This window comes from Paenibacillus sp. ICGEB2008 (genome assembly GCF_000307675.1).
In the GTDB taxonomy this organism is placed as follows: domain Bacteria; phylum Bacillota; class Bacilli; order Paenibacillales; family Paenibacillaceae; genus Paenibacillus; species Paenibacillus polymyxa.
This window is the reverse complement of sequence record NZ_AMQU01000029.1, coordinates 92,946-117,079: the sequence shown is the minus strand read 5'-3', so window position 1 is coordinate 117,079 and position 24,134 is coordinate 92,946. Positions and strand designations below refer to the sequence as shown.

At 46.8% G+C, this 24,134-nt stretch carries 11 protein-coding genes and 2 pseudogenes; 4 read left to right on the top strand and 9 right to left on the bottom strand.

Annotation, left to right across the window (positions count from 1 at the left end):
- Positions 1-17 precede the first annotated feature (17 nt).
- From C400_RS0124035 to nadA, 5 genes and pseudogenes are all read right to left on the bottom strand, one after another.
- Positions 18-690, bottom strand: a pseudogene (locus C400_RS0124035) (phosphatase PAP2 family protein).
- A 108-nt stretch (positions 691-798) separates the two neighbouring features.
- Positions 799-1,572: a GNAT family N-acetyltransferase gene (locus tag C400_RS0124030; RefSeq protein WP_017428494.1), complete on the bottom strand. Its 774-nt coding sequence runs from the start codon at positions 1,570-1,572 to the stop codon at positions 799-801.
- Between the two features lie 191 nt (positions 1,573-1,763).
- Positions 1,764-2,597: a membrane protein insertase YidC gene (gene yidC, locus C400_RS0124025; protein ID WP_016818947.1), complete on the bottom strand. Its 834-nt coding sequence runs from the start codon at positions 2,595-2,597 to the stop codon at positions 1,764-1,766.
- A complete protein-coding gene (locus C400_RS0124020; protein WP_232795424.1) occupies positions 2,563-2,892 on the bottom strand; it encodes a hypothetical protein in 330 nt (109 codons plus the stop codon). The genes yidC and C400_RS0124020 overlap by 35 nt, the downstream gene beginning before the upstream one ends.
- A gap of 112 nt (positions 2,893-3,004) precedes the next feature.
- The gene (gene nadA / locus C400_RS0124015) at positions 3,005-4,111 is read right to left on the bottom strand and encodes a quinolinate synthase NadA (RefSeq protein WP_017428492.1); all 1,107 of its coding nucleotides are present in this window, start codon (positions 4,109-4,111) and stop codon (positions 3,005-3,007) included.
- A gap of 167 nt (positions 4,112-4,278) precedes the next feature.
- On the opposite strand from nadA, the pseudogene C400_RS0124010 reads away from it, so the two are divergent.
- Together C400_RS0124010 and C400_RS0124005 are read left to right on the top strand one after the other, a co-directional pair.
- Positions 4,279-5,434 (top strand): annotated as a pseudogene (locus tag C400_RS0124010) (IscS subfamily cysteine desulfurase).
- Positions 5,431-5,970 carry a transcription repressor NadR gene (locus C400_RS0124005; protein ID WP_016818943.1) on the top strand — a complete coding sequence of 180 codons (540 nt, stop codon included), beginning with the start codon at positions 5,431-5,433 and terminating at the stop codon, positions 5,968-5,970. The pseudogene C400_RS0124010 and the gene C400_RS0124005 overlap by 4 nt, the downstream one beginning before the upstream one ends.
- Positions 5,971-6,099: 129 nt before the next feature.
- On the opposite strand, the gene greA is transcribed toward C400_RS0124005, so the two are convergent.
- Complete coding sequence (gene greA, locus C400_RS0124000) at positions 6,100-6,579, bottom strand: transcription elongation factor GreA (RefSeq protein WP_013371005.1); 480 nt, start codon at positions 6,577-6,579, stop codon at positions 6,100-6,102.
- A gap of 370 nt (positions 6,580-6,949) precedes the next feature.
- Between greA and C400_RS0123995 the strand changes: the two genes are divergently transcribed.
- Positions 6,950-7,297, top strand: a complete 348-nt coding sequence (locus C400_RS0123995; RefSeq protein WP_016818941.1) for a hypothetical protein — start codon at positions 6,950-6,952, stop codon at positions 7,295-7,297.
- A gap of 231 nt (positions 7,298-7,528) precedes the next feature.
- On the opposite strand, the gene C400_RS0123985 is transcribed toward C400_RS0123995, so the two are convergent.
- Complete coding sequence (locus C400_RS0123985) at positions 7,529-10,564, bottom strand: chitinase N-terminal domain-containing protein (protein WP_017428491.1); 3,036 nt, start codon at positions 10,562-10,564, stop codon at positions 7,529-7,531.
- Between the two features lie 102 nt (positions 10,565-10,666).
- The gene (locus C400_RS0123980) at positions 10,667-12,568 is read right to left on the bottom strand and encodes a serine hydrolase domain-containing protein (RefSeq protein ID WP_017428490.1); all 1,902 of its coding nucleotides are present in this window, start codon (positions 12,566-12,568) and stop codon (positions 10,667-10,669) included.
- Between the two features lie 102 nt (positions 12,569-12,670).
- Between C400_RS0123980 and C400_RS28280 the strand changes: the two genes are divergently transcribed.
- A complete protein-coding gene (locus C400_RS28280) occupies positions 12,671-12,811 on the top strand; it encodes a hypothetical protein (protein ID WP_164965038.1) in 141 nt (46 codons plus the stop codon).
- A gap of 22 nt (positions 12,812-12,833) precedes the next feature.
- Here C400_RS28280 and C400_RS0123975 read toward each other — a convergent pair whose 3' ends face one another.
- Positions 12,834-24,014 (bottom strand): non-ribosomal peptide synthetase, encoded by an 11,181-nt coding sequence (locus C400_RS0123975; protein WP_026065510.1) that lies wholly within the window; start codon positions 24,012-24,014, stop codon positions 12,834-12,836.
- Positions 24,015-24,134: the final 120 nt, after the last annotated feature.

The following is a 24,134-nucleotide window of genomic DNA, read 5'->3' as shown; positions in this document are numbered from 1 at the left end:
GATGATTTATGCACTCATTATGCAGTCGATTTGGTACGAAGTGGTAGCATTCGTTCTTCATACCGCTGGTAGAACCAAATGCAAGCCGCCATCCAGCAACCACTCATGAAATAGCCACCCACAACGTCACTCGGATAATGAACACCCAAATAAATGCGGCTTGTCCCGATCGTTACAATTAGTAGGCTACTGAGCAGAACAAGAAGGATACGACCTATCCTGGAAGGAACGTGCTTCCACAATAAAAACGTCAGCGCCGCATACATACTGAAAGCGGTCATGGAATGTCCGCTTGGAAAGCTATATCCATTCGCTTCGATAATACGGTTGATTTCAGGCCTCGCACGCCGAAATAGCATTTTTAGTACCGTATTCAACAGCACTGATCCCAGCACAGCAACCGCTAAAAAAAAGCAATTCTCGTCGGTGTCCCAATACACTATAGAGCACGAACATGGCAATTAAAATGATGATTACCACTGGAAGCCCGCTGCCGATAATAGTGAAACATTTCATAAGACGTGTCATGAAAGGCGATTCCAGTTGTCCAATAGCCGTAATGATCTTGTGGTCAAAATGCCGTACTTGCTGGTCGCTAACCCATAATGCGATTAAGCCAAAACCAAGGGCACATACTATACATGTAAGTAGAGCCACGGAAATCGGTAGCTTTGTATATATTTGCTTCATTTTTTAGAGGTCCTCCATGAAATTCATCCCGTGATCAAACAAAATGCAGCATTCACATCGTCCATGTATTTACTTTACCCACTTTTCTTGTATCATTTCATAAAAAAATTAGCTTTTAGAATAAAGCATGGTTAGCTTTTTGGCAAAAGAACGAGGAGTCATCCTGTGATATGAAATCAATTCCCCATTACAGATCACATGAAATACGCCATACGGTGTCGGAGACAGTTCCATGAGTTGTGAACGATCTCGTATATCAATAATCTCGGGTTGTATCCCCACAGTCTCAGCTGCTTCAATCACATTGTGCGTGGCTATTTCCAGATAAGGGCATTGATGAGTTCGTAAAATGGTTAAGCCTTCACTAAAATGATCCAGACGTTGAACCCAATTATTAGGGAAATAAGGATCTGAATGCTCTTGATTAAACTTATAAACATACAACTGAAAAGAATATGGAGCATCCTCCACATGCCGAAATCCGTTTTTCAGAAAAATTTCGGGACCTGGCGCCCAGGAGGTATCTATATTTGTAACGACTGCCACTCCCTTCTTCCCCAACGTAATAGCATCTTGAATGCAGCGTTGAATAAGCTGTGAGCCTAATCCCAAGCCGGTTACAGCAATCCAGATACAATGAATTACTAGATATCCATCCGCATGAACAGCTCTCCATGCTTGTTCACCCGATGCATACTCTATAAATCCTGCTGGTTTATTGTCTTTTCTCAATTGTATGTAAGTCAAACTTTGAGTGAATTCTTTTTCTGTCCAATTTAGTTTTTGTACATATCCCGGTGCTTTTTGCATGCTTCTCATGCAAAAACAGCCGTCTTCCCTTATTTGATTTTCATACCATTCAATGGTTGTTGAATTTTCCATTTAGTCTCTCCTAACTTTATGAATATTGATATAAGGATTTCATAATGATTACAAAACCGCAAGCAAAATATAGTGAAAAAAACAGCACAAAAAAAAGACACCACTCAAGCCTTATTGGCTCGAATGGCATCTGTCATTGCATGTGAGACACTGCTAACACAATTCTATGTCAAACAAATAGCATCTTCTTATTAGGTTGGCGTGACTTCACCAAGTTTAATCTTATTCTCTGCTTCTTCAATTGGATAGCGTTTGCGGAACCACAGCGATTGAAGCAGCAAAAAGGTGCCGCTTACGGTCCAATATAAAGGCATGGCCGCAGGAGCGTTGAAGGAAAAGACCGCCATCATAATCGGTGAAAGATAACCCATAATAGCAAATTGCTTGCGCTGGTCAGCCGTCATCTGTTGCTGAGAAAGCTTAGCCTGTGCCAAGTATACAACTGCGACGACAATTGCCAGAATCCAGTCCGGCTGTCCGAGCCGGAACCATAAGAAGGAATGAGACGCCAACTCCGGCGTGAGTCGGATGGCAGTATACATACCGCTTAAAATCGGGAGCTGAATGAGAATAGGCAGACAACCGATATTGAGCGGATTGAATTGATGCTCTTTGTACAGCGCCATCATTTCCTGCTGCATACTCTGCTGGCTGGTGGTATCTTTTTTATTCTCATACTTCTTTTTAATTCGGTCCAAGTCGGGCTGCATAGCGCTCATCTTGCGCTTCATACCCTGCTGGGCACGCGTTTGACGCATCATTAGCGGCAATAAGGCCAGACGGACAATGAATGTCAAAGTCATGATCGCCAGCCCAAAACTTCCACCGAACCATTCCGCCAAATGCTGAATGAGCCAAGAAAGTGGGAATACCACGTAATGATTAAAAAAACCAGGTGTCTGTGCATTAATCTCCGCAGCATTCGCACCACAACCAGACAGCAGCATGACCACCGCCAACGCTACGATTAAACCCAATATCCGTTCTTGTTTACCCCAAAAAGTGAATCCCTTGAATCGTTTCATATGTTCCTCCTCGTTGATTGGCTGTGCCATTTTTCAACAAGGGGGAACAATCGGAAGCATCTTCATCTGGCGCTTCCTTCCGCCGAATGTGACGTGCTAGCCGGACAGGCATGTCCTGTCCGCGGGCAGACATCGGCATCAGTGGAGAAGCATGCGAGCGAACGGGGCCGCCTTCGACCCAGCATTCAGCTACGCTGCCATGCAAATGAGCAAGATACGTATAAGTCACAGTGCACAGCAAGCCGATCGTAAGCAAATAGGGGAGTAGGTCCTGAAGCTCAAACAAGGGATTCACCTCCTTCGGTATGTTGCTACAATTATAGCACGAAACCGGACAATCGACTAATCTTTAAATAGAGATAGAGGTCGGATTACACAAGAAAGTACGCTCTACGTAACGGTAAAACTTAACGTATAGCAAGCATACGATTCAGTGCCTGTACAGCGTCCTGTCTGATCTGAGCATCCACACGAATTACGCCTACAGGCTCTCCCCGATCAATCTGTTCCATTGCCCACAGCAAATGCGGAAGATCGATCCGGTTCATGGTCAGACAAGGACACATATCGGGATTGAGCGATTCAATCTGCTGTTCAGGGTACTGCTGTCTAATTCGTTGCACGAGATTCATCTCTGTGCCAACGGCCCAACGGGTTCCCGGCTCTGCCGCACAGATCGTATCGATGATGAATTTGGTGGAGCCAGCACAATCTGCGAGTTGTACAACCTCATAAGAGCATTCGGGATGAACGATGACTCGGATATTTTTATCGCGTTCACGGACGTTGCGAATATGATCTACCGTAAATTTTTCATGAACTGAACAATGCCCTTTCCATAAAATGATTTTTACGGTTGCCGGGTTTCGTTCAGTCTCCAACTGATCGGTCATAGGATTCCATACAGCCATTTCATCTAGCGGAATTCCAAGATCATGGGCTGTATTGCGTCCCAAATGTTGATCCGGCAAAAATAAAATACGTTCCTTTTGTTTCAGTGCCCAGTCTAGCACCTGCTTTGCATTCGAAGAAGTCACGGTAGCCCCGCCATGCCGTCCTACAAAGGCTTTAATCTCTGCTGTGGAATTTACATATGTTAACGGAATGATCGTATCACCAACCAACTCCTGCAAATGCCTCCACGCTCGTTCCGTCTGCTCCATATTCGCCATATCTGCCATTGAGCAGCCTGCGCGCATATCCGGCAGAACAACGGTTTGCCGGTCGGTAGTCAGCATATCCGCTGTCTCCGCCATAAAATGAACCCCGCAAAACACAATAAACTCCGCTTCCTGATTTTGTGCCGCCATTTGAGCGAGCTGTAGAGAATCTCCTGTTATATCAGCAAATTGGATAACTTCGTCTTTCTGATAGTGATGGCCCGGAATGAGCAGCTTTGAGCCCCATTTTTGTTTCAGCTCGGCTACGCGTTGCTCCATGTCAGCAACCGTCAGTGTTTTATAATGCTCTGGCATAAGTCCACGATTTCCTTGTAAAACGTCTAGCATAGACATTAGATTCCCTCCATATCGTTGCGGCTGACTGTCCCTCGCTCACGAATAGATAACCGCTATGTGTACAAAACATATTTACATGTGTCTTGACACCTATATTTACACATGCCTACAATAATCTCAAGAGTTTTTGGAATGGAATTATTTTTAAGCGGGGAGGATTTGCTGTGATTTACCTGGACTACGCCGCTTCCACACCCATGTGTGACGAAGCTTTGCATATATATAGCGTAATGAATAAGGAAATGTTCGGAAATGCCAGCAGCCTCCATGATGCGGGCGGTCAAGCAGCCTACACACTAGATTACAGCAGGCAACGAATGGCAAAAATGATTGGCGGGCAAAAGGAAGGCATCTATTTTACATCAGGGGGCACAGAATCCAATATGGTGGTCGTGCAATCAATCCTGAACGGGCTGCCGCCAGACAAAAAGCATTGGATTATGAGCGCTTTGGAACATCACTCGATGTATAATCTTGCTACTTTGCTAGAACATCAGGGCTATGAGCTAACTATTATACAACCGGATCGGGAAGGACGAATAACCCGTGAAGTTCTTGTACCCCATCTTAGAGACAACACCGGGCTCGTATCGATACAACACGCCAATTCGGAGACAGGGCTGATTCAGGATCTTGCTGCCTTGTCTCCCCTGCTTCACGAACGTGGTATTATGTTGCACAGTGATGCGGTACAAACATTTGGGAATGTTCACATAGATGTAGAAGCCATGGGAGTGGATGCACTCTCTATATCAAGCCATAAAGTATATGGCCCCAAAGGTGTCGGTGCTGCATATCTCAAACCCGGAACCCCATGGCGTCCGTTGTATCCTGATACACTGCATGAAAACGGATTTCGTCCTGGTACAGTTAATGTTCCTGGGATTGCAGCCTTTGTCGCAGCGGCAGAAATGATGACGGAACAGATGGAGATGCATCAGGAGCGATATGCTACCCTGCGAAGATACTTTATTACGAAAATTCAGGAAAGATCCATTCCATTACGTTGGGTCGTAGAGGAAAGCGAAAAAAAAAGCAGTGCTTCATCATATTGTAGGATGTTTTTTTCACGGTTACGAGGGACAATATGTTATGCTGGAATGTAATCGTAGCGGTGTCTGTATATCTACCGGAAGCGCATGTGCCGCCGGACATCACGATCCTTCACCTGCCTTACAGGCACTTGGAGCATCTGAACGTGAAGCCTTACAATTTATCCGTATTTCTTTCGGCAGGACAACCACCATCGAGGAATTGAATGTACTGGTAGATATTTTGACAGACCTGACGCATCGACAAGAAAGGAGCTTATCCCGTTGACTGAATCTTTAAAACGGTCAGGTACGGATCGCCGCGAACAGCTGCTATTGTGGCTCAAAAGCGAGTCACCGCTGACCGGGAGCGAGCTGGCACGCAGGTCCTCCGTTTCCAGACAAGTAATTGTACAAGATATTTCCCTGTTAAAAGCAAGCCAAGAGCCTATACTTGCAACGAGTCAAGGATACATTTATATGGAACCTGCGGCTCAAGCCGCTCCCTTAGCCTCTCGTATTATTGTGTGTAATCACCGACCTGAACAAACAGAAGAAGAATTAAAGCTAATTGTAGACTACGGTGTCAGTGTGCAGGATGTTATAGTTGAACATCCAGTATATGGAGATCTGACTGCTCCAATACGGGTCGGAACTCGCAAAGAAGTGGACGATTTTATACGTAAGATCAGCTCCACCCAAGCCACGTATTTGTCCCAGCTGACCGGAGGCATCCACCTGCATACCTTGCATGCGTCGGATGAAGATAAAATTAATGATGCCTGTGCTGCATTGGAGCAAGCCGGCTTCCTAATGACAGATTGATCTTAATACGATAGCAAAGCAATAAAAATCCTTTCCAGTTTGTGGAGTGCAAATGCACTCCGCAGGGATGGTATGTAAATAGCTTGAAATGAAAAATCCCGGCCCCCTATAAAGGGAATCGGGAATGGACTAAGTGAGCTTAATTTCTAGCAACTCATATTTGATTACAGCCATAGGTGCATCGACATGAATGATACTGCCCACTTCTTTCCCCAAAAGTGCCTTACCTAAAGGACTCTCATAGGAAATTTTGTTGTCCAGAACATCTGCCTCCGCAGGACTTACAACTTTGTATTCCACCTTCTCCGAAAATTCGATGTCATTCAGAATAACAGTAGAACCGATACTGACCGTTTTAAGATCCAGATTACTTTCATCCACTATCCGAGCTTTGGTCAACATTTTTTCCAAGACCATGATTCGTGTTTCCATAAACGCCTGATCGTCCTTGGCTGAGTGATATTCACTATTTTCCTTCAGATCTCCATAGCTGATGGCCAACTTGAGGCGTTCGGCTAGCTCCTTGCGTTTTACTGTCTTCAGTTCCTTGAGCTCTTCCTCCAGCTTGGCTAATCCCTCTTTAGTTAACAATACTTCTTCATTCGACATGGTCTTATTTCAACTCCTATTTCAGCACTTTGCATAATTCAAGTTCAATACTCGAAGGTACAATATATACGAGCTAAACCGTTAGGGTCCATCTATTGCTAATTGGATAAAGCTCCTGGAATTGATGCAAAATGCTCATTTAGCTTGCTTTATTGTAGTTTACTCTAAATTGGACCAACATGCGAAAAGAAATTCAGGAAATAGCAATCAGCTACCTTCGACCACTGTGATCCATATGGTAACCAAAGCTTTCTTGTTCGCATATCGTATGATCATAACGTATTTTAATGAGCACGTGCAGTGCCACTGCCCTTGTCCCAAATTTCATGCAAATCAGGCAGGAGCAGTGTATGGCGGGAGGAAGGATTCAATGGCTTCCTTAGGAAAGAATGGCAATGGGAACGGGAATCGCAAATCCAAATCCCCCCCTAACGGTCAAAAGAAAAATGGATTAAACAGTAATTCGGCTATCTTTTCAGCACTTCAAGGAAAAAATGTAGAGGTCCTAGTCGCAGCCCTCCTACTAACAGGAAAACTAAACGTCGATTCCGTGACTTTATACAGACAAGCAACATTATTTTTAGGTCTCACAGGAAAATACAAAACATTAGCATCTGCCCCTACTAATGTCGACAATATGGTGAAATTTTTAAATGATAACGGCAATATGACGTTGGATCAGGTGATACAAGCCTTTTCGCAGAAAATAAATAATTAACAGGTGGCGAAAGGAGATAGTTGTGGTGAGTGAGTTTGATGGAGAATCTTTTGCAGAGTTTATCATTATTGTGATTCTAGTTGCCATGATCTTCTATGGCTCCTCAGATATAGAGGGACTTTCCGCTTCGCCAACCCAATCCTAAAATGCTAATTCCCGCAAAAAAGAGCATCTATAGACTCTCGCGAGGTCAATAGATGCTCTTCCTTTTTAACGGCTCATTATTTCGAATTAACGTTCCTTCACTTCTACACTTATGGTTTGACTGGAAACCTCTCCTGCAGCATTGACTAACTCGGCCCGATACTCATATATACCCGGCTTTTGATTTTGGATGTTGGTCACAGCACTTTGGGCCTGCGGACTTTGGCTCGACAGATCCTGCGTGTCGATCAGCTCTCCATTTTCATACAGGTTGTATTGGGTTGCATTCGTACCCCACCACATGTTCATTGTCAGGGTATAGTTGCCGTCACCATCCCAATTGTTATGAGACAACACCGGTATGCCAGGAGTAGCATCGATCACTTCGACAGTTAACGGGTCGCTGACCGTTTTACCGGAAGCGTTGATCAGCTCAGCAGTATACGTGTAGGTTCCATTGCTCTTGCCTGTAACAGAAATGACTGCATGCTGTGCTTCAGGGGAAGCCGCTTGCAACGATTGGGTCGCGATCAGCTTGTCATTTTCATACAACTTGAGTTCATCACCATTCGTGCCCCACCACAGATTCATGGTGATGTTGTAGTCTCCATCCTTCAGTCCGGTGTCCTGAGCGTTATCATGAGACAGCACCGGTTTACCCGGCACTTCACCTACAGTGTTTTTCTCGACTCTAACGGTTACTGGATTGGATACGACCGTTTTACCGTCCAAGGTGACGCTCGCTGTAATCTCGGCGCTCCCCTCTTTTAGGGCCCGAAGCTCTCCATACGTATCCAGTGCAACGGATTCATGGCTGCTGATATACTGAACAGAGGCATTACTTAAATCAGCTTGGCTGCCATCTGTGAGCGTACCCTTGAGATGTGTGGCTGCTGTATCCCCAACGTTAAATGTTGTTTGATCCAGTGAAAGCTCTACTTCCTGCAAAGCTGCGCCTGTCTGAGCTGAAAAATCATCTAGTCCGCGCGGCTTTAACTGATAATTTCCTTTGAAAACCGCCGAAATTCCCTTCAGCTTCACTTGCTGTCCTTCTTGATACGGAAAAGATGTCCGTGTTAAGCCTGTACGTGCATCAACTCGCACATGATGGCTAACCTCACCCGCTACTGCATCAAATTCAAACGAACCTACAGGAGTTGCATCTATTATATTACGAATAATGGCAGTAGGAAGCTCAACCAGCTGTCCTTGATTCGCATCGCTGAGCTCGGTGACTTGCACAGCTTGCGGAAGTTGTCCTTCTCCCATTTTTTCAATAGCCACTGCATCAGTCAACTCGACTTCACCATTGTACAGTGCCAAACTTGCTGTAATCTTTACTCGATCACCTTGGTGAAAGCCGCTTTGGTTTTGATATACATAAATGCCGCCACTTTCATCCTGCATGTAAAAGGCTTGACCGCCAAAAGCCCCTGGTTCTGTCGTCACAACACCCTCTAAGGTCACAACTTTGCCAGCCGAAAGATTCCGTGCTTCTGCAACACTGATTCGAGCCGGAATTGTATTGCCATCCTCAGGCAACGGCTGGGCTGGGACATCTGCCAGCACGACGGATTGGGTCAGCAGGTTGCTGCCGTTTTGTCTCAGCCTAAGATTAGCTGCACCACTGGTACCCGGCTTGATCCGCACCGTCAGGTCCCTATAGGCATGCCCCTTGCTGTCGGATTCCAGACTAAATGTTCCGCTATAACCGTAAGAGGTCGGCCAGCTTCCATCCGGATTTTGAATCTGGGCTACTTGATTGCCGCCCGCTACATAAATACCTGCGCTGAATCCGTTAATCGTACTATGGGTAGCCAGTTGGTCGGCAACTATGCGAATTTGAAAAGGCTGTGCATTCGGTAGTTGCTCCTGCCGAACGATGCTGTACACAGGCTGCGCACTGGCTGTAAGTCCGCCATAGGAGCCGGCCTTGAACGTTCGCTGATCCCACCATTTGTAGCCGGCTGCAGGAGCGGACCAAGGCTCGGCTTGCGGTTCCGTGGAAGCCTGAGGAGCTTCAAAAGACAGCAATGCCGTCGGCTGATCTAGCTGTAAGTTTTTTACATCCGACAGGCTGGTATACTCCTCCTTCTTGGACAACCAATCGACGATATTGACCAGTAACACAGCGTCATCCTGCTCCTTAAAGCCGTCATACGTTGTCTTCTTGGTTCCTGTCTCTTCACGCAGATATTTCGGCGTTGCATCTTCAACAGGAGATGAATCCCCAATAAAAGCAGCTTTGCCTAGACCTACTTTTGCTACAGCTGCATAAGGTCCTTCCGCTATACCACCTCCGTTATAAACGCCCTGATCTACTGCATTCCCCCAAGCCTGATTGGTTTTAGGCAGATATACGATTCCCTTGGCTTTGGTCGGGTCAATAATCGCCAATGTTGATCCTGCGTGCATTGCCACATTACTCACTCCTGCTGTAATGCCGAACGCCTGGGCAGGTTCAACAATCTGATTAGCCGTGATATCGCCTAATGCATTGTAGCGAAAGCGTATACCAAACTGGTTACCCAGCCAATCTGAGCTAACCACGCCCTGCATCGCTGCCGAGCCTTTTTCTTCCTCACTCATTCCCTTTGCAGGGTCTTCCCAGGCACCACGACGGTACCCATTGATACTTTCCGATCCGTCCCAGCGATTCTTGTTGCGGTCGGCGTTATAATGATCACCAATGAAAAAAATGCTATTGCCTGCTTTAACATACTGTTCCATTGTGGCCTGTTCGCTTTGTTTAAAAGGGATATTGGGCTCCGCTGTCACAAATACATCATAATTCTTTAAATCATTATAAGTAATAGGTGTAGATTGGCGAAGTTCATGAACATCGTAGCCATTGTTTGCAAGGGCTTGGCCAAAATCTGAAAATCCACCATCAATCACCCAATCTGCTGCGCCGGCTGTCTGTCCATGTGTATTATCGAACAACACTTTTTTACCAGCGTTTTCGTTGACCACTTTGGCTGCAATGAAAGGGGCCGGGTCTGCCGGACCTTCTGCGCGTGCCGGTTGCATGCCGCCCACAACACCAGCGTACAACGATAAAGTGAAAACCATAGCTGTTGCGTATTTGAAGCTGCGGGATGTAAAACGACGAAAGATTCCCATTCTATTCCTCCTGTTAATTGGTTTAAGGCCCCTCTCAAGAGGGGCACTAAATATAAATGTTAGCATTCATTTATGTGTGGACATGCGTTGTTTTGTAAATCTTTAGGAATAATGAAAAGGGAGGAAATTCCAATAAAAAAGGTAGGCTGTATGCAGCAAAGTGAGTATCGCAAATACAATTTTCCCGGCAGCCCGGGTTCTTTTTTCCCCTGTAATCAGCTTGGTGCCATTCACGATCAATACCCACACGGCAATGAGTGCTGAAATGAGCGGCAGCGTACAAATTCCCCAGATATACCAGGCGGAATAGCCATACACCATCTGATTGTTACCATAGACGACCTGTACCCCGAGAAAAATCGTATTTAGTAACGCGATGTATGCCAGGTTGGACGAAATGTGATTATTCGTTTTGCGGATAGCTCTGATCACATATCTTATGATCCATATCAGTAGGGTTGTGACGAAAAATAAGGATGCGGCTGCATAGCTGACGAGTAGCGTCCAGGTACGGTGCCAAAGTGTCGTCTGCTTCATGGTCTTACTATCCGGGGCAATCATCATCCACGTACCCTTTTCCTGATACAGCAAAATTTTAAGCTGGCCCCCCTTTTCCACAAACAGCCCATCACCTGCTGCTTGAAAAACTTTGTCTGTTGCTTCATTCTGATCCGGGTATTTTCCTTTAACAATTAGCGTATGATCATCTTGAATATGAACGGTGTATTTAATGCTTCCCAGTATCCGAATCCATTTTCCCCACCCATGAACAGGAGTAGTATCCACCTGATATACGCCCTCGATCTCTGGCGAAAGCTTCACTTGCGTGACAGAACGAGCCAGTGACTGAGAAGCGGCCTGTGGCTTTACGGGCAGCATTTGAGCTATCGTATTGATGACTTTTCCATGAAGCAGGGTGTCTGTGTCAGCTGAATTGATGGTCACAAAAATACCGATCTTTTGGGATGGAATCAGTACCATTTCGGAAATAAAATCATCAATTTCTCCAGTAGCCCACAACATGGGTACTCCCGTCTTCAGTTGACCACGGAAAAATCCGTAGCCCAAGCCATCCAGACGGGCATCCGCTGCAAATTGCTGTGCATGCATCACTTTTACCGTTTGTGGCTGGAGTACCGCTTTGCCCTCATACTCTCCTTGGTTTAAATGAGTGATCAGATAGTGGGAAAATTCGTTGGGTGTGACGTTCAACGCTCCTGCTCCCGGCAGATTGATATACGATAAGGGTTGTTTCACATAAGCTCCATGCTTCCACTGATACGATTGCGCCAATTCTGGATGATTTAATGGCAACTCCAGTGTCGCGCTGGGCATATTCATCGGCTGGAATAGATGTGTACGAAAGTAATCATTCAGTCCCTGACCGGTTACTTGCTCCACGATATTACCGATCAGACCGAAGGCGACATTACTGTATTCATACTGAATTCCAGGTTTGCGGATAGGTGGCTGATTTTGAAAATACGTGCTGAGATACTGCTCTGTAGGTAAAACGCCTGCGCGAGTTGAGCTGTTAATGTCGTATATCGCTTCATCTAATCCCGCAGTATGTGTCAGAAGCTGATGCAGATTAAAAGGATGATTTTGGTATTGCGAAGCTTTATAGCTGTGAAGATAGCTGTTCACGTCTTCATTCAAATCAAGCTTGTTTTGCTCGACCAGTTGCATTGTGGCACTTGCACTAAATGATTTGGTTAGCGAGCCAACACGAACAATGGTCTTTGCCGGGTCGAATACCATTTTCCGCTCCAGGTCTGCATATCCATATCCTTTACTAAAAAGAATTTGGTCTTCCTGGGTCACAACGACGGCCGCTCCCGGAATATGCAATTTTTCCAATTCTATACTCATGATATCGTCCACTGCTTTTTCCACTGAATTAGGTGTTATACTATCTGCTGCCCATGCTGAATTAATGAGCAGATTCCAAAGAAACAACGTTGTTAAGAATGCGGATAGGTAGCCAATACCTCTATTCTTCATATTGAAGTACCCTCCTTACCTATGAAGTTGATTTCATGATTTAAACCGTGCGGTGATTGCATAGCGGAGCAGATATTTACACTCCGTATGGGAGCCATCAGCATGGCGCTATGGAATCATCGCACTTCCCTCGCGGGAGTGCGCATGATAAAGCGAATCCTGATCGAATCGCGTAAGCAGAAGGCTTCTTACCTGTTCGATCAGGATTCATGCATTACAGATAAAATTAGTAATTCCAGTTAGTTAAATCATCGACTGTAAGTTTTCAAGAATTATGATGGGCCAAACCTTGTGTCACGTCTTTGCCCATGCTCCGGGTTATCTTGTGTATTGTGGCACGGATACATTTTACATTTTCTTCGATAAATCCGGGTTCCAGCAGTTCATAATGATTACCAATCAAGCTATGCTCTTCATAGCTTCCTTGTGTAGCATCTTTCCATAAAAGTTTATTATCTCCTGTGCCCTTCACCGTTTCCGATCCAGCGGCAACAAAGCCATGAATATTCGCCTGAACATTTTCTGTGTTCACAAGCTGGTTGCCATACACCGCATAAGCGATCATTTTACGCTGGTACGTTTCATTCAACAGCTCACGATAGGATTCGGGAACCTGTTCCAGCATGGCATGAATTTCCTGCTCTGTTTCTTCATCTGTGAAAGGCAGAGCTTCTGCCCTTTTGACCGAATCGAGCATTAAAATATCGGATACAGTATGACCTTGACGCTCCAGTGTGTCGGCAACCTTATGCGCCAGATTCCCACCTATAGAATAACCAAGCAGCACATACGGACCTTGCGCCTGCGTGCTGATGATTAAATCAACATATCGTGCCAACATTGCCTGCTCATCCGTAACATCATCTACGAACTCTAATCCATACACAACTGCATCTTGGTCCAGTTGTTTTGCAAGCTCTGCGAACGACAGTCCGTATCCAAGCATAGGAGGAAAGCAGAAGATGGAAACCGGACCGTGTTCATTCAACCGGATGATTGGACTATCGACCTTGTAGTCCAGATCGGCTTTCAATAATGTGAGCGCTTGCTCTTCTATGGTCGAGAACTCCAGAACACTACGGATGGGCAGCTCAATATCTGTAGCAAGACGAACTTTGCGTATAAGCTCCAGTACTTTCAAGGAATGTCCACCCAACGTGAAAAAGTCATCGTGGATTCCCACTTGCGGGATTTCAAGCACCTCCTGCCAAATAGCTGCCAGCAACTGCTCCACATCGGTTCGTGGTGCGACATATTCTATCCCCGTGTGCAATGCTTTGTCCGGCACAGGTAAAGCTTTACGGTCAATTTTGCCGTTAGTCGTTAGCGGAAACCGATCCAGCTGTACAAAAGCGGACGGAATCATATAGCTCGGCAGACTGGCCGACATCACAGTTCGAAGCTCACGGATGGTCAGCTGTTCATCGGCAGTGAAGTAAGCACATAATTGCTGCTGACCTGCTCCATCCCGCAAAGCGATAACAACGCTATCCCGTACAGAAGGTACACTTGCCAGTCTCGTCTCCACCTCGCCCAGCTCAATCCGGTAACCGCGAATTTTAACCTGTTGATCAATCCGTCCAGCGTATTCCAGTATGCCGTCTTCACGCCAGCGAACAAGGTCCCCAGTACAGTACAGGCGATCTCCGTCCACCCACGGATTAGCAAGAAATCTCTCAACCGTCAGTTCAGGGCGATTCAAATAACCACGCGCAACTCCGTCTCCACCAACAACCAGCTCACCCCAGGCTCCGACCGGTTGCAAGTTAAATGATGAGTCCACAACATACGCCGTCGAATTGCAAATGGGACGTCCGATTGGCACAGAATCTCGCTGTTCTTCCGTAATGTGATATGTCGTCGAAAAGGTTGTATTTTCCGTTGGTCCATAGCCATTAATGATGTTCATATGCGGATTATCGCGCAGGACCCGGTTAATATGGGGTGCAGACAAAACATCACCACCAACCAACAAATACTTCACATCACCAAAAAGTTTACTATCCTGCTGCGAAAGCTGATTAAATAACGGTGTAGTCAGCCACATCATGTTGACGTGATGATCCTGTATCGTCTCTTTCATCTTGGCTGCGTCCAAAAGATCATCCTTATGCAAGAGAACAAGCTGACCGCCGTTCAGCAGTGCACCCCAAATTTCAAATGTAGATACATCAAATACAAACGCACATGTCTGCAGCATTCGGGTTGATTCATCAAATGGGACATAATCCGTATTGCGGACGAGACGCACAACACTTCGGTGCTCAACTACGACACCCTTAGGCTTACCTGTTGAGCCTGAGGTATAAATGACATAAGCGGCATGATTACTCGCTCCATCTATACCCGGATTGGAAGCATCTGCACTGTACGACTTATCATCATTCAGATTGACAATCTGTCCGTCAAAATAGCACCGATCCAATAAATCCTGCTGAGCCAACAGTAGCTTGGCTCCCGAGTCCTCTAGCATATAACGGATACGATCCTCTGGATATTGAGAATCTATCGGCACATACGCGCCTCCAGCCTTCAAAATGGCAAGTGTTCCCGTAATCATATCCAATGAGCGCTCCGTCAAAATGCCAACAGGTTCATCAGGTTTGACCCCTGCATCCCGCAGTATACGCGCTAATCGATTGGCTGTCTCATTGAGCTCCCGATAGGTCAATGTTTGATGATCCAAAGCTACGGCAATATGATCTGGTGTGTGTTCTGCCTGCTCCTCAAACAGTTTATGAATCGTCTGATTGTCTGGATAGGCAGAGGCAGTGTCATTAAACTCTCCAGTAATTTGCTGTTTTTCTGCCGCTGTAACCAGTTCCAGCTCTTCTACGCGAACATTTGGGTTAAGCAAAGTTTGCTCCAACAGGTTCACAAAATGTCCATGCAGACGCTCAATGTCTGTTTGATCATAATTTAACGCATTATACATAAAACGAATCTTCACGCATTCTCCCGGCATTACAACTACATTCAGATCATAGTTGGTCTGCTCAAGAGCTACCACGTTGGAAATCGGGGAAAGTTCCTGCCCATCAATTTCCATCTCCTCGACCTGCTCATCCACCGGATAATTTTCAAACACCATAATATGGTTAATTAAATCCTGTTTCTGGTCAGTCAATGCCTGAATTTCAAACAGTGGGTACGTATCATACGCATGAGAAGCCAGCGCCTGTTCCTGCGTTTTCTTCATAACTTCTGCAAAAGATTCCCCTGCCTCACTAAGGATGCGAACGGGAATGGTATTAATGAACAAGCCGATAATACCCTCGACTCCGATAATATCCGATGGGCGGCCTGAGACGACACTACCAAATACGACATCACGGTGGTTGTTATATTTTTGCAGCACAATTCCCCATACGGTTTGTAATAACGTATTCATGGTTACCTGATATCGCTTAGCCGTCTCCTCCACCCGGAGGGTAAGCTCACGCTCCAAAACCGTCACCCAATCACTAGCTGTATAGCCTCCACTCTTGCGGCCGGATTTTACAGCTGGTAATGCTGTTTGCTGCTCATACCCGGATAAATAGCTGCTCCAGTAATCAGTTGCCGCCTTGCGATCCTGTGCTTCCAGCCATTCAATAAAGCGGCTGTACGGCACTGCCGGTGCCAGCTCTGGCACTCTGCCCTCCTGAAGTGCTGCATAGCTCTCAAACACTTCTTTATTTATTAGGGACAGACACCAGCCGTCCATGACGATATGATGGAAGCTCCACACAATATGGTAACTGTCTTCCCCGGTGCGCAAAATCGCTATACGCATCAGGACATCCCGACGCAGATCAAATCCCCTTGCTTTATCTTCCAACTTGAAGTTCTTCAGCCAAATGCCCCTTGTATCGCTATCCAACTCGCGTAAATCTTCATAATAGAAGCCACAATCCCGATTTCGGTAGACCACCTGCAACGGCTCCGTATCCCGGCCGAAATAAAAATGTGTACGTAGCACCTCATGTCGCCGAACCAGCATATTCAGACTTTCTGCAAAATTCCCGATGTCTATCCGACCCCGCATATCATAAGAAACCTGCTCAAAATACGCGTCATTCGCGGCTGCTTGACTATCAAGCTGGCTGTGAAACAACATTCCTTTCTGCATCGGGGTTAGTGCATATACATTGTCGATCTCACCCGCAGCGCCCATTTCAGATAACAGGCTGTCCAAGCCCTCCACACTCATTCCTTTATAGGAAATATCACTTGGGGTCAGCTCTGGGTGTTCTTTATGGGTGCAATGTGTCAAAATTTCGCGCAAGCTCGATTCCAGTAATCTCGCCAATCGCTCAATCGTCTCTGGTCGGTAGCTGGTACGGCTATAGCTAATTGTCAGCCCCAACTGACCTCCCGAAATGATGCCGCCAAAATCCAGTGTATATGTCCGAGCCATTGTCGGGCTAAGTGGCATCCCCCCCTCATATGGGGATGACTGCAAGTCGTTTCCTTTCATATCCTGATCGAACTGTCCCAAATAGTTAAAACTAATTTCAGGAGCTGTCGTAAATATGGCTGAAGGTCCCTCCGATGCCTGTGTCTGACTGTCGAATAAATATTTCAGTGCGCCGTAGCCGATCCCTTTTTGCGGGATACTGCGCAGTCCTTCCTTCACATGTTTGATTCGCTGTGAAAGAGCAGTCTCTTCTGGCATATCGAGTAAAACAGGATATTGGCTTGTAAACCACCCTATCGTCCGGGTAATATCCACCTCTGATAAAATGGGTTCACGTCCATGTCCCTCTAGATTTATCAGGAAACGATCATTTCCGCTCCATGCCTGTAACGCCATTCCTACCGCAGTCAGCAACAGGTCATTAATTTCTGTACGGTAGGCACGATTGGCCTGCTTGAGCAGTTGCTCTGTCTCTGCATTTGTCCATAAAGCAGTAACCGACTCACTATCGCCAATCAATGGCTTATCGTGCTCGTTATGTCCGTAATCCTGCGGCAAAGGAGCCAGTTCCGCTTGTGCAAGCTCCTCCCAATACGCCCGCTCACGTTCCATGGCCGGACTGTTGGCATAGGCGTGCAGCTTTTCGGCCCACGTTTGGAACGAATCCGTCTTGTGAGGTAACTGAATCACCTGCTCACCCTTGGAGGCTTGCTCATAAGCTGTCGCCAAGTCCTCAAATAAGATGCGCCAGGACACTCCATCTACCACCAAATGATGAATTGCGACCAGCAGATGATCCCCATCGGGGCAACGGAACAGGCCGAGCCTCATCAACGGCCCTTCGCTTAGAGAAATACCAGATTGAATTTCATTGCATTTGGCTTCAATTATCTTCGCCAAGTTCCCTTCAATAGCATCACTGTTCCTATAGTCAAAGCACTCCAAATGGTACGGTTCGCCTTCATCTACACCTCGGTTCCATGCTGTATATCCGTTCTCCGACGACCGAAAAATCATACGCAATGCATCATGATGCGTTGTAATCTGATGGAGCGCCTGCCGAAGTGCCTGTTCGTCATAGCCTTCCTGCCGATAGAGCATGACCGATTGGTTGAAATAGTGTGGTTCACCTGTTGGCTGTTCAAAGAACCAGCGCTGAATCGGTGTAAGCACAACATTTCCGGTAACCTCGCCCTGCTCGGCTACTCGGTTAACTGGCTGAATATAAGCACTTAGATCCGCAATTGTCGGGTATTTAAACAAGTCTTTCATTTCCAGCTTGTATCCAGCCTGAAACAAGCGAGACGATACTTGAATGGCCTTGATGGAGTCGCCACCCAAATGGAAGAAGTTATCCTGTATCCCAACCTTCTGAATACCTAGGATGGCGCCCCAAGCCGCAGCCAGTGCTTGTTGAACATCCGTTTCAGGTGCCACATAATCCATGCCTGTATCGAGATTATGCTCAGGCAGAGGTAGTGCCCTGCGGTCTACTTTGCCATTTAGCGTCAAAGGCAGTCTGGAAAGACGTACAAAGTAAGAAGGCACCATATAGCTCGGCAGATCCTGTGATAGAGCGTTACGTAAGTCACTAGCGCTTAGTTCGCTGTCTGTTACAAAATAGGCACACAGCTGCTTTTGCCCGTGATCGTCCTGCCGTACTATCACAACCGATTCCTTCACACCTGCAATCGTGGACAAACGGGTTTCAACTTCACCCAGTTCGATGCGGTAGCCGCGAATTTTGACCTGCTCATCCATTCTTCCCTTGTACTCCAGTACGCCATCAGCACGCCAACGCACCAAATCCCCTGTACGATAGCAATATTCTCCAGGCCGGAATGGACTTTCAATAAACTTTTCTGCCGTAAGCTCAGGCCGATTCAGATACCCGAGTGCCACGCCATCGCCACCGAGAAGTAGTTCGCCCCATGCCCCCACAGGCTGCAATTTTAACGAACGATTGACCACATAAACGGTGGAATGATTAATCGGACGGCCAATGGGAACACCTTGAGTTTGCGGTTCCATAATTTCATAGGTGGTGGAAAAGGTTGTGTTCTCCGTCGGCCCATAAACATTACTCAATCGAAGGTGCGGGTACTCCTTCAGCACGCGGTTAGCGTGTGGTACGGACATCACATCACCACCCACGAGCAATTCCTTCAGGGATGCAAACACTTCAATGTCTTGCTGTGAATGCTGATTAAATAAAGCCGTGGTCATGAACATGGTGTTAATCCGATACTTGTTCATCGCCTGTTTGAACTTGGCAGCATCCAAAATAGTGTCATGATTTACTACATATAATTGGCCACCGTTCAGCAGCGTTCCCCAGATTTCAAATGTGGAGGCATCGAATACAACTGCACCCATTTGCAGCATGCGCGTATTTTCGTCAAGCGTGGCATAGCTAGTGCTCTTCACCAATCGTACGACATTACGGTGATTGACCATAACGCCTTTCGGCTTGCCTGTCGTACCAGAGGTGTATATGACATGCGAAAGATCTAAGGCAGATCCCCCATTTGAAATAGCATCTGATCCATGGGTATGAGTGTAGCCTTCAAATTCACTGCTCCATAGTTGCGCATCGCTCAAATCGATGACTGGAATACCTGGTTCAAAAGAAACCTGCTCACGTCGCTGTGACAGTAACAGCTCGGCACCGGAATCCTCTAGTAAATATCGGATGCGCTCTTCCGGATACTCGGGATCAATAGGAACGTAAGCCCCCCCTGCCTTCAAAATAGCCAGCATGCCCACGACCATTTCAATGGAACGCTCAGCCACTATCCCTACTCGCTGTATCTGAGTTCCGGATCCGTGCCGTATCCCATGGGAAGTAAGGATGCATGCCAAACGATCGGAACGCTCATTCAGCTCGCGATAAGTGAGCTGTGTGTCCGCAAAGGTGATCGCTAGTCGATCTGGCGACTGTGCAACCTGTTCCTCGAACAGCACATGCATTAATTGATCCCGTGGATACGGAGAGTCTACTTCTGTAGTGCTGAATTGCTTCACCAGCTGCTCTTTTTCTTGGGTCGAAACCATTTCTATAGCCGCAAGAGCGATCTCCGGCTGTTCGATAACCACATTGATTAACTGCTGTAAATGTACAGCCAGTCGTTCGATGGTTTCGCGTTTGTACAAACGGGTTCCGTATTGAAAACCGCAGGCAATTTGTTCCCCATCCTCCTGCGCGAACAGACTTAGATCAAATTTAGCCGTCGTTTGTTCACTCGGATAAGGCGCTAATTGCAGCTCTGCCAGCTGCTGCTCTGTTTGCTCCAGGTTTTGTAAAGCAAACATGGTATCAAATAACGGATTGCGGCTTAAATCTCGATCCACACCCAGCTTTTCTACCAGCTCTTCGAACGGATAATTCTGATGTTCAAAAGCCTTTAACGCGTTATCCTTGACCTCCAGCACATAATCATGGAACGTTTTCCCGCCTTCCGGATAATTGCGGATTGCCAGTGTATTGACGAACATACCGATCAGATTGCCAAGATCAGCATGAGGCCGCCCCGCGATTGGTGAACCGACAATGATATCCTCCTGCCCGCTGTATTGGCTAAGCAAAGTCGTATAGGCAGCCAACAGCACCATATATAAAGTCGATTCGGTCTGCATCGCAATGCTTTTTAATCCTTCGCTTTGCCGTTGATCGAGCGTAAATTCCAGTACATCCCCTTCAAAGCTTCTCACCGCCGGACGTGGATAATCAGTCGGAATATCCAGCACAGGCAGCTCTCCTGCGAAGGTATTGAGCCAGTAGTCTTCCTGTTCTTGATAGCGTTCACTTTGTTGCTGCTCCCGCTGCCAAGCAGCGTAGTCCTTATACTGAATACGCAGCGACGGAAGCGTATCCCCTGCATATAAGTGGATGAAGTCCTGAATCAATACATTTATAGAGGTGCCGTCAGAAATGATGTGATGCATATCCAACAGCAAAATATGATGCTCTGGACTAATTTCAATCAGACCAGCCCGGAACAGCGGAGCCTGCTCAAGATTGAATGGCTGGACAAAGCCATGCACCAGCTCATCGGTCTCCCTCTGGTCAGCTCTGGGGGCATGAATCAACTCCACGCGAAAAGGAACCTCGTTATGTACTCGCTGGACAGGTTCACCATTCATGGTCTCAAAGCTCGTGCGCAATGTTTCATGGCGGTCAATAAGCTGACGGAACGCATTATCCAGTGCCTTATGATCAAGTGAACCGATCAGTGTCAGGGCTCCGGGTATGTTATAGCTAATTCCCGCTCCATCAAGCTGATTGAGAATATACATCCGTTTTTGGGCCGAAGATACCGCATAAAATGGCTTATTCTCCGAAACAGGGATGGATTCATAGGTGGTTTGCTCCAGTGCTTCAATAACCTGCGCAAACTGTTCGATGGTTGGGTGCTGGAATAGATCCTTTAGCTGCACATTTTTATGCAATTGCTTATGGATGAGTGATATGACATGTGTCGCCCGCAGGGAATGTCCTCCTGCTTCAAAAAAGTTATCCTTAATGCCAATACGTTCAATTTCAAGCACTTCTTTCCAGATGCTTACCAGTTGTGCTTGTAATTGATTTTGAGGAGGTACATATTCTGCGCCTGAGCTTATGCCTCCCTCGGGTCGCGGCAACGCCCGGCGATCCACCTTGCCATTAGGTGTCAAGGGTAATTGTTCCAGCTGTACAAAATACGACGGCACCATATAACTTGGTAGCTCTCGGTTCAAAGCACTGCGAAGCTCACTTAACTGTACATCCGCATGGGTTACCACATAAGCGCAGAGCTGCTTTTGCCCCTGCTCATCCTCCCGTGCAATCACAACTGCTTCTCGGACTGCCTCCAGCTTCAACAGCTGCGCTTCCACCTCGCCCAATTCAATCCGATAGCCCCGGATTTTCACTTGTGCGTCGATCCGCCCTTTGTATTCCAGCGTTCCGTCCGCATTCCACCGCACCAGGTCCCCTGTTCGATAGCAGCGTTCGCCGTTACGAAACGGACTGTTGATGAACTTTTCGCTTGTCAGGTCCGGGCGGTTGCAGTATCCACGAGCCACCCCGTCACCGCCAACGAGCAGTTCTCCCCACGCTCCAATCGGCTGAAGCTGCATCGAACGGTCCACGACATATGCCGTTGAGTTATGGATCGGGCTGCCAATGGGCACGGCTTCTGATTGGACGCCGGTAATGGCATGCGTAGTAGAAAAGGTCGTATTTTCTGTAGGACCATAGCCGTTAATGATCCGCAGGTTCGGATGAGCCTTCAGTACCCGGTTAATATGCGGTACGGACAGCACATCGCCACCGACCAGCAACTCCCGTATCCCCTCGAACAGTTCCAAATCCTGCTGGGAAAGCTGATTAAAGAGCGGCGCGGTCAGCCACATCGTGGTAATGCCATGATTACGGACAGCTGCCTTAAGTCTAGGTGCGTCCAAAATGACATCCTGGCTCACCAGTACCAGCTGTCCACCGTTCAATAGCGCCCCCCAAATTTCGAAGGTAGACGCGTCAAAGACAACAGACCCGGTCTGCAAAATGCGCGTGTCCGCATCCAAGTGTGCATAGTTTGTATTTTTCACCAAACGCACGACATTGCGATGCTCCACCATAACGCCTTTGGGCTGGCCTGTTGTACCAGAAGTGTACATAATGTAAGCCAAACGATCAGCTGCGTAAACCGGATGTATTGGTTTAGCATGTTCTGATTGCGTAGCTTCTGTTGGGGTGGTTGTAGTAGAAGCAAGTTCGGAACTGGCGGAAATAGAGTAAAACGGATTTAGGCAGTCCACGTATGCCATATCAGCCATATCCGTATTTGTTCCATGATCATTCGGCAAGATTGGATCGTAACGATCTGCATCATCCGTTCCATAAATCGCGGCATCACTCAGGTCAAGCACCATTCCCTTAAAATCAGTGGGCCGATGTTCTATTTTCTGCACAAGTAGTATTTCGGCACCGGAATCCTCCAGCAAATAGCGCACGCGCTCGTCCGGGTATTCGGAGTCAATCGGAACATACACCCCGCCCGCTTTAAGAATCGCGAGCATACCTACGATCATCTCTATCGATCGTTCAGCTATAATGCCGACTGTCTGCTCGGTGTGAATTCCCTGCTTACGTAAAGAATGAGCCAGTCGGTTAGCCTTTTCATTTAATTCTCCATAGGTCAGGCTATCTTGTCCGGATACTACTGCCACCTGGTGTGGTACCTGCTTCGCCTGCATCTCGAACAATTCATGAATGGACGCATGACTTGGATAATCCACAACTGTATCGTTGAAGGTATGAACCAGTTGCTCCACTTCTTGCTCTGACAGCACTTGTGCTGTGTAAATCTCCAGCTCAGGCTGATGCAAAACAACGGTGTACAGCCGTATTAGTTGCTCAACAAAGTGTTCAATCGTCATCTGGTCATAACGGTCGCTACTGTATGTCACATTCAGGGAAACCACTGCATTTTCCCATTGAAATTGAAAATCCAGTTCAGATTGCACATGATTCATAAAATAAGAAGTGTGGATATTTTGCAGGGATGCAGTGGTGTGAATAAGAGGCTTATCGTTCTCGTTACGTGGAATTTCAAGCCCCTCGGTATAGTTCCAAAAAGGAATATTTTGGTGTTCAATTGCTTCGCTGACAGAAGTTTTGATTTGGGACAGCAAGGTTTTGAAGGTTGTCGAGGAATTCAGCGTGTTTTTCAGTAAAATCAGATGGTTAATCGGCTTTGCAGTACTGTTGCCAGACTTGGCTACTGGAATGCCCAGCAGCACACTTTCCTCACCTGTGTATTTATGCAATAAGCTCTCAACTCCAGCCAGCAGAACCATAAACACGGCCCATGGAGCTCCACCTGTTATAGATAATATTCTTTGGGAAATTTCAGATGGAAATGTGAGCGTGTACGTAAGAAAATTAGAACTCGTTGCAGCTGTATCCTTGGACACATGATTGGTGTATGGCAAGCAAGTGATATGATCCTCAGATTCCAGCTTATGACTCCAGTAGTTTTTTTCCTTCTCAAATAAGGCTTTCAATGACATCCCTCCTGCTTCATGGGGTCTGTACCCCTGTTGGAATGGTGCTTTGTTACGTAATTGAGCAATGTGTCGGAAAATTAATACTTTGCAGGCAAGGGCAGTCGGACAAGCCGCCGC

Excerpts from the sequence above, each read along its gene's own strand:
- C400_RS0124030 (WP_017428494.1), bottom strand. The coding sequence starts at position 1,572 with ATGGAAAATTCAACAACCATTGAATGGTATGAAAATCAAATAAGGGAA.
- yidC (WP_016818947.1), bottom strand. The coding sequence starts at position 2,597 with ATGAAACGATTCAAGGGATTCACTTTTTGGGGTAAACAAGAACGGATA.
- nadA (WP_017428492.1), bottom strand. The coding sequence starts at position 4,111 with ATGTCTATGCTAGACGTTTTACAAGGAAATCGTGGACTTATGCCAGAG.
- greA (WP_013371005.1), bottom strand. The coding sequence starts at position 6,579 with ATGTCGAATGAAGAAGTATTGTTAACTAAAGAGGGATTAGCCAAGCTG.
- C400_RS0123995 (WP_016818941.1), top strand. The coding sequence starts at position 6,950 with ATGGCTTCCTTAGGAAAGAATGGCAATGGGAACGGGAATCGCAAATCC.
- C400_RS0123985 (WP_017428491.1), bottom strand. The coding sequence starts at position 10,564 with ATGGGAATCTTTCGTCGTTTTACATCCCGCAGCTTCAAATACGCAACA.
- C400_RS0123980 (WP_017428490.1), bottom strand. The coding sequence starts at position 12,568 with ATGAAGAATAGAGGTATTGGCTACCTATCCGCATTCTTAACAACGTTG.
- C400_RS28280 (WP_164965038.1), top strand. The coding sequence starts at position 12,671 with ATGGCGCTATGGAATCATCGCACTTCCCTCGCGGGAGTGCGCATGATA.